Source organism: Peribacillus glennii (assembly GCF_003429105.1).
Taxonomy (GTDB): Bacteria; Bacillota; Bacilli; order Bacillales; family DSM-1321; genus Peribacillus; species Peribacillus glennii.
Genome location: NZ_QVTD01000003.1, coordinates 831885 through 845002 on the forward strand (window position 1 = coordinate 831885; position 13118 = coordinate 845002).

The 13118-nt window shown below is 43.5% G+C and carries 13 protein-coding genes and 2 other RNA genes; 3 read left to right on the forward strand and 12 right to left on the reverse strand.

What is annotated here, in order from left to right:
• Nucleotides 1-253: 253 nt before the first annotated feature.
• Entirely contained in the window at nt 254-571 is a 318-nt protein-coding gene (locus tag D0466_RS05425) for a winged helix-turn-helix transcriptional regulator (RefSeq protein WP_117321514.1), read from the forward strand.
• 47 nt (nt 572-618) lie between these two features.
• On the opposite strand, the gene D0466_RS05430 is transcribed toward D0466_RS05425, so the two are convergent.
• On the reverse strand, nt 619-1419 hold the full coding sequence (locus D0466_RS05430; RefSeq protein ID WP_117321515.1) for a DUF2935 domain-containing protein: 801 nt from the start codon (nt 1417-1419) through the stop codon (nt 619-621).
• A 197-nt stretch (nt 1420-1616) separates the two neighbouring features.
• On the opposite strand from D0466_RS05430, the gene D0466_RS05435 reads away from it, so the two are divergent.
• Complete coding sequence (locus tag D0466_RS05435; protein WP_117321516.1) at nt 1617-2534, forward strand: NAD(P)/FAD-dependent oxidoreductase; 918 nt, start codon at nt 1617-1619, stop codon at nt 2532-2534.
• Between the two features lie 170 nt (nt 2535-2704).
• Here the strand turns inward: D0466_RS05435 and D0466_RS05440 are convergent, their stop codons facing one another.
• On the reverse strand, nt 2705-3448 hold the full coding sequence (locus tag D0466_RS05440; protein WP_117321517.1) for a YqjF family protein: 744 nt from the start codon (nt 3446-3448) through the stop codon (nt 2705-2707).
• Between the two features lie 133 nt (nt 3449-3581).
• Between D0466_RS05440 and D0466_RS05445 the strand changes: the two genes are divergently transcribed.
• Nucleotides 3582-3914, forward strand: coding sequence for a DUF2680 domain-containing protein (locus D0466_RS05445; protein ID WP_117321518.1), 333 nt, complete (start codon nt 3582-3584; stop codon nt 3912-3914).
• Between the two features lie 128 nt (nt 3915-4042).
• Here D0466_RS05445 and D0466_RS05450 read toward each other — a convergent pair whose 3' ends face one another.
• The 10 genes from D0466_RS05450 to D0466_RS05495 form a co-directional block, all read right to left on the reverse strand.
• On the reverse strand, nt 4043-4225 hold the full coding sequence (locus tag D0466_RS05450; protein ID WP_117321519.1) for a YozQ family protein: 183 nt from the start codon (nt 4223-4225) through the stop codon (nt 4043-4045).
• 19 nt (nt 4226-4244) lie between these two features.
• Complete coding sequence (locus tag D0466_RS05455) at nt 4245-5084, reverse strand: MBL fold metallo-hydrolase (protein WP_117321520.1); 840 nt, start codon at nt 5082-5084, stop codon at nt 4245-4247.
• A gap of 171 nt (nt 5085-5255) precedes the next feature.
• On the reverse strand, nt 5256-6236 hold the full coding sequence (locus D0466_RS05460) for an ABC transporter permease (protein WP_117321521.1): 981 nt from the start codon (nt 6234-6236) through the stop codon (nt 5256-5258).
• Nucleotides 6229-7146: an ABC transporter ATP-binding protein gene (locus D0466_RS05465; protein ID WP_117321522.1), complete on the reverse strand. Its 918-nt coding sequence runs from the start codon at nt 7144-7146 to the stop codon at nt 6229-6231. The genes D0466_RS05460 and D0466_RS05465 overlap by 8 nt, the downstream gene beginning before the upstream one ends.
• Entirely contained in the window at nt 7143-7916 is a 774-nt protein-coding gene (locus D0466_RS05470; protein WP_233522584.1) for a GDSL-type esterase/lipase family protein, read from the reverse strand. Before D0466_RS05470 ends, D0466_RS05465 begins: the two co-directional genes overlap by 4 nt.
• Before the next feature lie 164 nt (nt 7917-8080).
• A non-coding RNA gene (ssrS, locus tag D0466_RS05475) (6S RNA) lies at nt 8081-8272 on the reverse strand.
• 65 nt (nt 8273-8337) lie between these two features.
• Nucleotides 8338-8530, reverse strand: a non-coding RNA gene (gene ssrS / locus D0466_RS05480) — 6S RNA.
• Nucleotides 8531-8834: 304 nt separating this feature from the next.
• Entirely contained in the window at nt 8835-10025 is a 1191-nt protein-coding gene (locus tag D0466_RS05485) for an MFS transporter (protein ID WP_233522548.1), read from the reverse strand.
• Between the two features lie 294 nt (nt 10026-10319).
• On the reverse strand, nt 10320-10625 hold the full coding sequence (locus tag D0466_RS05490; RefSeq protein ID WP_117321524.1) for a hypothetical protein: 306 nt from the start codon (nt 10623-10625) through the stop codon (nt 10320-10322).
• A gap of 226 nt (nt 10626-10851) precedes the next feature.
• Complete coding sequence (locus tag D0466_RS05495) at nt 10852-13008, reverse strand: PAS domain S-box protein (RefSeq protein ID WP_117321525.1); 2157 nt, start codon at nt 13006-13008, stop codon at nt 10852-10854.
• Between the last annotated feature and the right edge of the window lie 110 nt (nt 13009-13118).

Below are 13118 nucleotides of genomic sequence, written 5' to 3' on the forward strand. Positions count from 1 at the left end.
AAAAATGCTTGCTGCACTTGAGCCACTGAACGCGGCCCTTTTTATTTTTTGCTTAACATTCTTTTTTACAACGGGAACTAATTCCTGTAATAAGCTTGATACACAGAAAAATTGTGCGGATAACCATGTCGTTTACTTTACGTAAGTTAGTATATTATCGTATATTAATACTGTCAAGGAATCAGTTTTCAAAATGTTAATCTGTCACAATTCCTTTTTTCAGGGTATAATATATTATATTGAGGTGATGAATATGGAGAAGTCAACGATTTGCCCTCGTTTTGAAAAAGGAATGCAAATATTGAGCAAACGCTGGACTGGCCTGATCGTCAGCCAACTGTTAACCGGCCCTCAACGGTTTTGCAACATTGAATCCTCTTTTCCGATAAGCGGAAGGATCCTTTCCGAACGTTTAAAATATCTTGAGCAGGAAGGGATTGTGAAACGGGAGGTATACCCGGAAACACCTGTCCGTATTGAGTATTCACTTACAGAGAAAGGAATCGCCCTTGCTCCGGTAATCAGGGAGATTCAAAACTGGAGTACGGATTGGATTGAACCCGCTCAATAAAATTTTATAAATACAAGAGGAGGCCGAATGATCTTGGCCTCCTTTTTTTAATGTTCCACCCTTTTTTTTGCAGGATTGCATTCTGGTAATTCTGTATTTGTCGATTCTGCGACCTTCATTAAATAATAGCACTCTTCCCTCGCCATATGGTCTGCCATCAAAGCAGAGAAGATTCCCAATGTCTGTTCCGTAAGCTCATATTCTTCAAGCTCATCTAAAAAACATCGAAAAAGTTTTATTTCCAGCTTTACATCCTCATTCATCTTTTGCAACGCAGGAAATTTATCCAGGTTCGCCCGCAAATAACCAGTGAGTTCAACGGCCTTTAAATAAAAGTCCGCGAATTTTTTCGAAAAAGCGGCGGATCTATACTTAATATCCTTTTCTACGGCATCCATCGTGTCATTTATAATCCCTGCATGGCCAGCTGCATCTATGAGCCACAGAAGATGGTGGTGCAGTTCATGAAAAACAGGCGGTTTCTCGCCTTTCTCAAGATAACCAATGATGTTTAAGTATTCCTCCAGTTCATTCACCATGTGATTTATGAAGGTTGGCGTCATATTGATCTTTATCCTGCCTGTCAGGTGCCTTCTGAGCAAAGATAACTTGAATCCACGAAACCGGTGCGTGAGTTCTTTTACATTTTGTGTAAATGGAATCAATTGATTTTCCGAAAGATTCGGCAGCCCATTTAACATGGAATCATAATTTTCTTTAAAGTATTGCGCCTTTTGTATATCTGCAGTTTCGGCCGGAGCAAGGGTGTCCAAAATGAACCTTGAATGGTCACCAAGAACCTGCAGCCAGAAACTATGTTCAAACATTGCGTCCTGCTTGAATGTCATAAAACTCCTCCCCTTTCCTCTCCTTATATATTCCTGATGGATCTCTTTTAGAATGGCAACACAACACCCTGCATCATGGTAAAAATAGTTTCATCACAGGTTACGGGTGGTATATTTTTCAAATACGTGTCTAAAACTATCTGTATTTCATTCAGGTATAGAAACGAGAATATTCTCCCGAAGGCGGTGGCGACAAGATGGAACATACAGATTGCATTATTATCGGAGGAGGAATTGCCGGTTTGCAGGCTGCCATTCAATTAGGACGGTATAACCACGATGTGCTGGTACTCGACTCTAATCAGGGCAGGTCCACAATTTGCAGATGTTATCATAATATTTTGGGATGGCCTGAGGGTGTAAGCGGGGCAGAATTAAGGCGCCTCGGGAAGCAGCATGCTGAGAAATATGGCGTTTCTTTTTTACGTGATAAGGTATTGAGCCTTAGTAAGAAGGATGGCAGATTTGAACTTGGCACCGAGAAAGATAGCAAGTATACGGCTGCGACTGTGTTTTTGGCCACGGGCCTTATCGATAATCTGCCGGACATTGAAAATTTGGCACCTTGCCTTGGCAAAAGCATTTATGTTTGCCCGGATTGCGATGGATATGAAATTTCAGGCAAAAAAACAGTAGTCCTCGGAAACGGGAATACAGGGGCGAATATGGCGGCTACCCTCACATATTGGTCAAACGACATCATTTATATCAACCATGGGGGAACCACCATTGAAGACAGCGCAAAGGAGGCTTTGGTAAGCCATAATATACCGGTCATCACGGAGCCCGTTTCAAAAATCATCCTGGATCAAGACGAAAACCTGCAAGGGTTCACGCTCACTAACGGGCAAATCATTGAAGCTGAGCGTGGCTTTACCGTATTTAGCGGAAACAAAATGAACTATGAGCTCGCTGAGCAAGCAGGGGTTACGTTGAATGAGAAAAAACATGTAGTTGTTAATCCGCGCACAAAAGAAACAAATGTAGACGGCATATGGGCGGGCGGAGACTTAATCGCCCATTCCGAACAAACCACGATTGCTATGGGCGACGGTTCACAAGCAGCGATCTGGATCCATAAACGGTTGATGGGGGAAGGCCCTCCGGAAGACTGATATCCTGGCATAAGGGGTTTGTATACAAAAGCGGATTTTTTAAGGTTTGGATTTTTAATTACAAAACAATAACTTGCGAAATTCTAAAACGAGGCACCAGCACGGTGCCTCGTTCTGGTTTCCACCGCAGTTTATAATTCTTATAGAGGTCCTATCTCGAGACCTCTGGCCTAAAGCACTTTTACCAGCGGATAAAAAAAGAATCGCCTTCTGCTTGAGTAATGAAGTATAGGGGGCGTATTCGAAACCTCCGAAAGCAAATAGGGAGCCATCCTATTATATGAAATATCTGCTGTTGCTTTTCTCACCTTCCATTTATCATGATGGATATCTCCCCTGAGCATGTTCCCTCCATGAAAGGAGTACATGCAGTACCTTTCCATCAGCCAGTGGTCCAGGGATCCCGGCTCCGCTTCATATAAAGTTTTACCGGCACTGTAAGCTACATCCAGTGACTCTCGATTCCCCCGGCCGGTCATCCGCTCACTCTTAAATTTAATCGTTTCCCCTTCTTCGTGAAACAGCATTTTCGCCCGTTTATAAGGAAGGCCCGTACCAGCACTTGCTCCAGCAACAGCAAGTGGATGATCAGCATCCAGGCTAAAAAAATAAATACCCGGAATACCATCGTGAATAACATAAGTCCTTACATTTAACTCCAAATATGAATGTAAAAAAGGGATAGGCGGGATTCCCCGCATCCTCATATTGGTAATCCTTAGCGGAATAATGCTTACCCATGCCTTATGTTCAAAGGTATCAAGCATCAGCTCACCTGGGAGATATTTTCCAACTGATTCAGGTGCTAGTGGATAGTGCATAAACAGCAAATCCCTCCACACCTGTGTCATAACCCATGGTGCGCCAGGGAGCGGATAAGGACGATGGTCGATTTCCCAAAATTCTTTATACATAATGATCCCCCCATTTTCTAGAGGTCGTCCCACAGGCTTTAACGCATTAGTGTGGTGAGGGAATGACCCCGTTTACATATTTTTTCACTTTTACGAAAAAAATAGTAGCAAATCATGAAAGGAGTTTACTGATATGAAAAAAGTTATTGTTTCTATGTGTACCGCGTTTGCCTTTTCAATTGGTTTGGCTGCAATCCCGGTTTCTGCTGTGGAAAAGCAGGCACCTATGCAAGAAAGGGAGATTCAGCTCACCGCGGGACAAAAAGAAGAGTTGAAGCAGATTCACAAAAATTTATTGGAAGAAAAGAAAAAATTAATACGGAAATATGTCGAGTTTGAAATGATAACGGAAGAAACTGGTGACCGAATCATAAAACGGTATGAAGATCATTATAAGATGGTCGAGCAAAATGGTTTTTTAATGCCGCACCATCATTTTCACAATAAAAGATGGAAACAGAAATAGACAAGCCGGTCTAATGATCACTACCGGCCTTGCCTTTTAAAAAGGCTGTCCCAGAGAAATTTGTACTAGCAGGGACAGTCTTTTTATTCTGTTACAGAGGCTCAAATGTTTTTCCCGTTTTCCACGGATTACACTTCGCTGTCCCGGTTTTCTACGGTATCCCCTCTTCCCGCATAATGGTCACTCATCTGTTCGTGCGTTTCTGCCAGGCCTGAAGAAACTTCATCGTCCTTATTATAATCATCGAAATCAAAGGTTCTCCCCGCTATTCCACTTGAATCAAACGGTTGTTTTTTCTTATTGTTTTCCATACATGAACCTCCTCGCAGATTAGTCTACAAACTTTCCGTAATCAGGCTTTGCAATCGTATCAAATTCCGCCGCAAGCCTTTGCAAATTTACGGTGAGCTCCTGGCCGGACATAGGCATTCCATGCCCGGTCACCGCCATGGCGGGTCCAAGTTCTGCAAGCTTTTCCACAGATTGCTTCGCAGCGTTCCAATCCGGTGTTAAGTAACGAGGAGGACCGCTGATTTCTTTATCCTGGGTAATCACCTTGTATAACGATTCCTGTTTTACGGTGACGAATGCATCACCGGCGATTAAAGCGCGGTCACTATCCCTGAATAATGAAATGTGGCCCTCGGTATGCCCTGGGGTGTGAATCCATTTCCAGCCCGACAGTACCGGGATCGACCCATCCGCGGGCAAAGTGCGGATATGTCTCCCCAAATCGATTCCTTCATTTGGGAACATTTTCGACATCTTAGCCACCATTCCGCCCTCCACCGTGGAGTCTGGCTCCGGATAATCCTTCAGTCCGGTTAAATAAGGAATTTCAAGCTCATGTGCATATACCGGAACTTGCCATTGTTCTACTAATTCCACTATGGCCCCGACATGGTCAAAATGGCCATGCGTAAGAATGATGGCTTTCGGAGGGACATTTTCACCATAAATCTCCCTGGCAGTCCCGATGATCTCATCTGCAGACCGGGGCATCCCGGCATCAACCAGCACCCACCCATTATTCGTCCCAGGGCTTCCAATGAAACAGACATTCACGATTTGAATCGGCAAGCAAAAAATATCACTTGAAACAGCCATATTATCTCCGCTTGTGACAGAGGTTACGGGAATGAATTTCTTGTGCAAATTATGGTCATCCATTGTGTATCCCCCTTAACAATCTACCTTGTTAGTATTATCATTCCGGCCCGGAAATATGACTAGGTATGAAGCTTTCCAGCCCATTCATCCTTCCCTTTCCCTATTTTCCCTGAAATACTCATCTTCATTTATCAAAAAAAAATCTGCCCCGACCCGGGCAGACTGAACAAATTAATACACATCCTCCTTTGTGAAAATCACAAAGGAAACAACAAGGGCTGCAGCCCACCAGAAAAGTAAAACGGACAGTGATGAAAATAGGGTCATCCCTTCAATCGGTGGGGCCACCCCATTTAAATAATTGGTAAGTTTCAAATTGACCATAAATAAGTACTTGGCAGATTCCCAGGAAGAAACCATATTACTGAGAATCGCTCCGGATATGAGCGCTGCAAGCATAACGCCCATTCCAGCCGCTGTACTCCTGATCAAGACGGACAGCATAAAGGCGAGTGTACCGACGACTACAGCGACGAAGCACACAAGGCCAAAATCCATAAGCAGAAATTTCCACTGCTCCACGAGTCTGACCTCACTCGTATCCAGATTCCCTTCAGATATAGTAAAGCCTGTTATGATAGGGGCATTCATTCCTTTATATCCAAAAACGATTCCTGAGAGAATATAGGACAACAAACCAACCATCGCAATTATCATTGATATAGCCAAGAGCAGGGTTATATATTTACTAAGCAATATCTTCCATCGCTTTACCGGTCTGGTTAGTAAGAGCTTGATGGAACCCAGGCTGTGTTCGGATGATACAAGGTCGCTTGCGATGATCATCACAAGGAGCGGAATAAATAGGTCGCTGGAGTTTTCCACGAACATTCTCATAAAGGAAGGGGCTCCCGGTTCCGTTGGGTTGATATTATGGTCAAGGTAATATTGCTGCTGCTTCAGTGTTATTTGAAGCTGTTCCCTCCAGTCATCGGACATCCTGCTTGAGCCCAACCGGTTCTGAATATCAATGATTTGCTGCTGAAGGGCAGCCCTCCAGTCTGTCGTACCAAGCTTTTCCCGCTGCTCTTCCACTTGTTTATATTGGGCATAAGTAAACAGCAAGACAAGGACTGCTATTATGATACCAATTACAAGCAAACGTTTTCGGGCTAGCAGTTTCATCATTTCATTCTGGATCAGATTAGCCAATTCCGCCACCTCCCCCGCCCGTCAATTCCAGGAATAATTCCTCAAGTGCAGGAAGCTTCCGGTTCATTTCCATAACAAGTACGCCTTGTTTTGTCAATTCTTGATTCCATCTTCCGGCATCCCTTTCTTGAAAAGGAGTGATGAGGTATCCATCTTCTGTTTCGGTGACTTCTGTCAAACCTCGTAATATTCTTTTTCCTTTCTCAAGGGGTTCCAGCTTCCAAATGATTTTTTCCTGTGTGTTTAACAAATTGTGGACTGTATCAACCTGGATGATTTCACCTTTTGAAATGATCGCTACACGGTCACAGAGGAGTTGTATCTCGCTCAATAAATGGCTTGAAACAAGCACGCTCAGGCCCTCCTTTTCCGCAAGCGCGCGAATAAACTGCCTCATTTCCCTAATACCCGCAGGGTCGAGCCCATTGGTTGGCTCATCCAGGATTAATACCTTTGGTTTATTTAAAAGCGCCTGGGCGATGCCCAGCCTTTGCCTCATCCCAAGCGAATAGGTCTTGACTTTATCATCGATGCGGGCCTGCAATCCTACGAGATTAATCACATCTTGAATTCGTCCTTCATTCGCACCGGGAAGCATCCTTGCAAAATGCAGAAGGTTTTCATAGCCGGACAAGAACGGATACAACTCAGGATTTTCCACAATACAGCCCATATACTTCATGGCCTTGGTGAAATCACTTTTCACATCATAACCGCAAATCCGTATGGAACCTGAAGTTGGTTTGATCAAGCCGACAAGCATTCTGATTGTCGTTGTTTTTCCGGCGCCATTGGGGCCTAGAAAGCCGAATACTTCTCCTTCCCGGAGTTCAAAATTCAGGCCTTTTATGATTTCTTTCCGTTTTATCGTCTTCCTTAAGTCGCTAACTGACAAAGTGACCCGGCTCATTCCTGCTTCTCCTCCCATTTAATCAAAGGGGCAACTCGTTCGGCTATCAATCGGTACCCTTGTTTATTCGGATGGAATCGATCCGTGTAGAGATAATCATTAACAGATGTTTGAAAAATATCGAATGTGGGCACAAACACGATACCGTTAAAGGCGGCACTTGTTTCCTCGCTCTGGCGGTTCCACTCCCGGACAACCTGACTCGTTTGTTTGCCATCCTCCAGTTCAATAAATGGATTATACAAGCCAAGGTAAAAGATAGTCGCTTTATCGTTTGCTTTGCGGATATCTGCAAAAATCGATGAAAGATTTCGGGTGAATTGCGACTGTAGCTGGCTTACTGTGCCTGCATTATAATCCAGCAGGGTTTGTCCCCCTCTAAACAGGTCATTGCCTCCGATCGTAAGCAAAATCGTATCAGCCGCAGCCAGCTGGCGGCGGACCTCTTTTTGTTTGACCTGCTGCCTCAACTCACGTGAAGTTTGGCCGTTGATGCCAAGGTTATGGACCTTAACCTCCTGGCCAATTCGTTTCTTCACCTCCTGAGTCACTAGCCCGACATATCCCTTTCCAGTTTCGTCACCCGTGCCTCTTGTTAATGAGTCCCCTAATGCCACAATCGTCAATTCCTGGCCCTCTATATTTTTGACTGGGCTTTTCACTTTATTGTCCAACCCTCCGTCCGAATGTTCCACATAATAATCCTGTACAGCCCATCCGAAGCCCGCCATCCACAGGATCCCCAGAAGGACAGACAAGGAAGTGACCATTTTCACTCTACTTTTCCGCAGAAAAACCATCCTTTCTTACTTCTCATCATTTGTTGATAAAACCATTAAATCATAAGTTCCCTTTAATTGAAAAAAATGTCTCCTTCTAACGCTATGAAGAACGCAAAAAAACCAGTCCCGAAAGACTGGTTTCATTTACAAATATGTAAGCCGCGCTTGCCGTAGCCAGATAAGAAAGTTTTAAACCACCACTCCTCAAAGTGGGTGTTTGCAGAAACGTTCCTGTTTATCCTCTATCGGTGATAAAGGCCCGCCATTCCAGTTTCAATATAAAACTCCCTATTACAGCTTAAAGGTTAAAACTTTATTATGCAATACGTACAACGCAGCTATATGATTATAATACACAAAATCTAAATGAAATACAACGTTATTTATTTCCAGCGTGTGGAACTTAAAAATGTAAGCCGCACTTGCCGTAGCTTTGATAAGAAAGTTTTAAACCACCACTCCTCAAAGTGGGTGTTTGCAAAAACATTCCTGTATATCCTTTGCCCGTGGCAAAGGTTCGCCATTCCTGTTTTAATATAAAACTCCCTATTACAGCTTAAAGGTTAAAACTTAATTAAGCTATACGTACAAAGCAGCTTATGAGATTATATTACAGGAATCAGCGCAAATACGCAAGGTGTATGTTTTTCCGGTTTTTCCAGCTCTTTGGAAAACACTGCGTTTAACTTTCCGATCGCTTTGCCATCAATTTCTTCACTTTTTCTGAAGGTGTCCAACAATCGAACTGATAGGTCGTTTTGGTATCAAATCCAAGCCGGGAACAATAATATCTCATAGAGCCATCCTTCTTTTTCGCTCGAAAATGGATACAAGTTGCACAGTAATGATATTTCATGGTAACCCGCCCCCTTTGAAATTGGCGCATAAACAAAACGGTTAGTCCATTCAATTTTGCCCGCTTAAACCGACGTTGCTTGTGCTCTCTTTTTCAAGCTTTATCAGCCAAAATGTGAGGAACACACCCAACAGCGAAAGAATGCCGAAGAAAAGATAAACGCTGTAAATGCCATTTTTGTCCATAATGATCCCTGCAAAAAAGGTACTGAACCAATTACCCAGGCCATTCCCGATTGCGGAATACACCGTAACAGCTGTGACCGTGATGTGTGCCGGTATGATGTGGCGGATATACTGAAGCCCGGCCGGAATAAACAGGCCAAGCGAAAATCCTTGGATTACTGAAGTGAAGTAAATAACCCCGAGCCCAGGCTCGGAAAAATAGAATAGCCACCTTGCCAATGACGCAAGTCCCGCGACCAGCGCAATAGGCAGCAGTCCCATTTTTCTAATCCAGCTTCCCGCAACCCCCATAAACGGAATTTCGGAAAGCACCGCTAAAAGAAAAGCAAGCCCGATGCCTGTATACGTTCCGCCCCTAGCCTCTACGAATAAGCCGTAATAAACATTATTGGCAAGGTTGGGGCCGAAAACAAGGAATGTAACAGCAAGAAAAATCAAAAATCGCTTGATTGTAAACAATTCCTTGATTCCATGGGTGATGCCCCGATTGGTTGCCTGGCTTTCCTGCGGCAGCCGGAGTGCCAGCATTGCCGCTAAAGCAAGTGCTATAAAGAATGCATAGAAGATCACTGTGGGCCCCAAATTTGTCTCAGATAAACGCCCCATTGCAAACACCGCTATTCCGAAGCCCAGAGACCCGAACATACGAAGTCTCCCGTAGTTCGCTTTGACCTTGTTAGTGTATTGCAGAGAAATGCTATCTGATACCGGGATGATCGCACTTTGAAAAATCGCTAGCATTAAGGCGACGGCTGCCAAAAGGATATATTGATGTAAAAACAAATACCCCAGTCCAAAAAAGCCTGCAAGCAAGGTAGCCATTGACAGGATTTTTGCAGGCTTCCCCGTCCAATCGCATGCCATTCCCCACAACGGCTGGAATACAATCATGATAACCGGCCCTACCAACATAATTGTGCCTATTTGAGTTCCGTTCAGCTGTTCCACTTCTTTTAAATAAACGCTCAATAAAGGCGTGAGGCTGCCCATCGCAAAAAACGCGAACAAGTAAAAGCCCTGCAGCTTCATAAGGTTGAAACGAATAGATTTTCCCAAACTATGTATCCCCCAAGTTGTCAATATGTATCGTCCCGCTTAAAAAGAGATAAAATAAAAATTGCCCGAATGCTTATCCGGACAACAATGGCTATTCACCGACCTTGAGTGCTGATGTATTTAATCGATAGCCTCCGCACCGTGAAAGGCGTTGAAGAATGCCCCGGTCTGATACACCCGTATCGCAGATTCATTAAAAGGAATCACCTTCGAAAGATTACTGCATGTTTCCGGCCTTAATATCCCTCGCATTGCGACTTGAAATTCCGTATCTTCATATATATGACAATACCATTATAGTATGGCCGGAAAATTATTACTAGTAGTTATTATAGGCAAGCAGCATAAAAAGCGCAGAACCATAAATGGTTCTGCACCCTTCGATTTATTTTGGCCGTCTCCTGTTTCTTCTTCGGTACCGTCTTCAGTTTCATCTTCAGTACCGTCTTCAGTTTCTTCATCAGTACCTTGTTCCGTGTTTTCAGTTTCTTCCGTTTCTGTTCCTTCCGCATCAGAATCCTCGTTACTGCAACCTGTGGCAATACCTGTTAACAAGAAAGCTGCCATCAATGCTAAAAGCAATTGTTTTACATTTTTCATTTCTCCCATGCCTGCTTGATTGTCCGATTTGGATTACAACACTATGAAACAATTCTTCACGGCATTTAGAAGGAGATTCCAAAATTCTTAACTTTCGTTAACCCGTTCTTTATATGTGCTTGATTATAGAAAAATCAGTGCTTCTTCCCTGTATTAGTTACCTAATGATCAAATCTAATGGCAAAAAAACAGGAACTCCATGTCCCTGTTTCATATTGTCTAATCATTATGCAGTTTTAGCAGGCAGTACGATGTTAAAGCGAGTTCCTTTGTTCAACTCACTCTCGACAATGACACGGCCATTATGGCTTTCGATGATTTTAAAACTCACCATCAAGCCCAGGCCGTTCCCGGTCTTCTTTGTCGTATAAAAAGGCTCGCCAAGCCGTTTTAATTTTTCCGCCGGTATACCCACTCCATTATCCGTGATGGATATTTGGACTTCCCCATCCTTCTTCTGGATGGATACTTCTATCATGCCGCCATTTGGCATAGCCTCCATGCCATTTTTCAAGAAATTCAGGAAGACCTGTTTCAACCGGTTTTCGTCGCATGAAACAAGAATCTCTTCTTCTTTGGCATGAAAATGAATCTGGACGTTCCGCTTTCTGGCTTCAAAATCAATGAAGGAAGCAACATTTCGGACAACCGGGATGATATTCTTTAGTTCCAGTTTTACAGCCTTGGGTTTTGTCAATACCATAAAATCCTCCACAATATCGTTCACACGTTCGATCTCTTCCAAAATAATTTCCAGAAACTCCTTCCTGGAAGGATCGGTCTCGTCCAATTGAAGGAATTCGGTATAACCTTTCATGGATGTTAAAGGATTGCGGATTTCATGTGCCACCCCCGCTGCAAGTTGCCCGACCGCTGCTAATTTATCCTGCCGGTGAAGGGCTTCTTCAGTTCTCTTCCTTTCTGTGATATCATTCCGGATCGCAAGATATTGATAAGGCCTGCCATTTGGTCCAAGGTAAGGCACAATCGTTGTATCCACCCAATAATAAGAACCATCTTTTGCCCTGTTCCTGATTTCTCCCTTCCAGACCCTTCCGCCGCCAATCGTTTTCCAAAGTTCAATAAAGAAAGATTTCGGGTGATAGCCGGAGTTCAGGATGTTGTGGTTTTTTCCAATCAACTCCCCGCGACTGTATCCGGAAATATCACAAAACCTACTGTTGACCTGGGTAATTATTCCTTTTGCATCCGTAAAAGCGACAATAGAGGACTGATCGAGTGCATAATGGATATCACTTACCTCTTTCAACGAATCCTTCAAATTCTCTTCTGCTTGTTTTCTGTCCGTGATATCCGTACGGATGGCAATATACTGATAAGGTTTTCCATTTTTCATAAATGGCACAATCGTTGTATTAACCCAATACAAAGTCCCATCTTTGGCTTTATTGCAGATTTCACCTTTCCAGGTGAGTCCCTTCGTAATCGTGGTCCACAGCTCTGTAAAAAAGGAGTTCGGGTGATAGCCGGAGTTAATGACTGAGTGGGTGTGGCCAAGCAGCTCATCCTCGGTATATTTCGATATTTCAAGGAACTTTTGGTTCACATAAGTAATGATTCCCTTAGGATCCGTGATGGCAACAATAGACGACTCGTCCAAAGCAGAACGGATATCCTTGATGTGCTGATTGCTTACGGCCAGGCGCCTGCTGATGACGGCACTGGATCCAAGCAGCCCTGTCAAAATCAAAATCGACATGAATAAAACCAAATATACGACAAAAGGCGTTTCATGGACCAGCTGATCGACCTTTCTTACAGGAGCATCGACAGGGAGCGCCCTTAGCAATAATAAATGGCCTTGCACAATCGCCCCAGTGATAATAAAAGTAGAAACCGGCTTAAACCACAGGCGGTTGGAAGTCCGCATTCTGTTTGAATAGAACAACACCATGAAAGCAAACAAAAATAAACCAAATATCAGGACAACAGTGAATAATAACAAATAATAATGAATACCCAGGCTGTAATTTAATGAATACATGCCGATGACGTAATTGGAAAGGAGCGCGACGGTTAAGAGAAGACTGCAAATGCACACATTGGACAGCCTGATCCTTATGTTTGTGACAGAGAAAAAACCCATTGATGCCAGAGCAATGCCAAGAACGATCGACAAAAGTGCAATCGGCAAATTATACCTTGCTGCACCGCTTAAATCAAAGGCTAAAACACCAATAAAGTTTAGCGTCCAAATTCCGATGCCCATTGAAAAACTGGCGCCGAGAAAGAGAAATCTCTTGTGGCGCTCCGCTGTTCGAAGCATTGTCAACAAATCAAGCGCAGTATACGTCGCGATAAAGGTTAAGATTATTGCCACCAATAATAAAATCGGATTGGTTGATTCGATCCCGGCATCCATTTATATTAATCACCTTTCACTCTCTAGACTCACTAAAATCAGCTTAACGTATTTGAAAAGGTACAACAATAACTTTCAGGCTGACCCAAATTCAGTTCAAGCCCACGTCT

Coding starts and splice junctions, on each gene's coding strand:
- D0466_RS05495 (WP_117321525.1), bottom strand. CDS start 13,008: ATGGATGCCGGGATCGAATCAACCAATCCGATTTTATTATTGGTGGCA.
- D0466_RS05430 (WP_117321515.1), bottom strand. CDS start 1,419: ATGACATTCAAGCAGGACGCAATGTTTGAACATAGTTTCTGGCTGCAG.
- D0466_RS05490 (WP_117321524.1), bottom strand. CDS start 10,625: ATGAAAAATGTAAAACAATTGCTTTTAGCATTGATGGCAGCTTTCTTG.
- D0466_RS05470 (WP_233522584.1), bottom strand. CDS start 7,916: ATGGTCACTTCCTTGTCTGTCCTTCTGGGGATCCTGTGGATGGCGGGC.
- D0466_RS05465 (WP_117321522.1), bottom strand. CDS start 7,146: ATGAGCCGGGTCACTTTGTCAGTTAGCGACTTAAGGAAGACGATAAAA.
- D0466_RS05440 (WP_117321517.1), bottom strand. CDS start 3,448: ATGTATAAAGAATTTTGGGAAATCGACCATCGTCCTTATCCGCTCCCT.
- D0466_RS05455 (WP_117321520.1), bottom strand. CDS start 5,084: ATGGATGACCATAATTTGCACAAGAAATTCATTCCCGTAACCTCTGTC.
- D0466_RS05450 (WP_117321519.1), bottom strand. CDS start 4,225: ATGGAAAACAATAAGAAAAAACAACCGTTTGATTCAAGTGGAATAGCG.
- D0466_RS05435 (WP_117321516.1), top strand. CDS start 1,617: ATGGAACATACAGATTGCATTATTATCGGAGGAGGAATTGCCGGTTTG.
- D0466_RS05445 (WP_117321518.1), top strand. CDS start 3,582: ATGAAAAAAGTTATTGTTTCTATGTGTACCGCGTTTGCCTTTTCAATT.
- D0466_RS05425 (WP_117321514.1), top strand. CDS start 254: ATGGAGAAGTCAACGATTTGCCCTCGTTTTGAAAAAGGAATGCAAATA.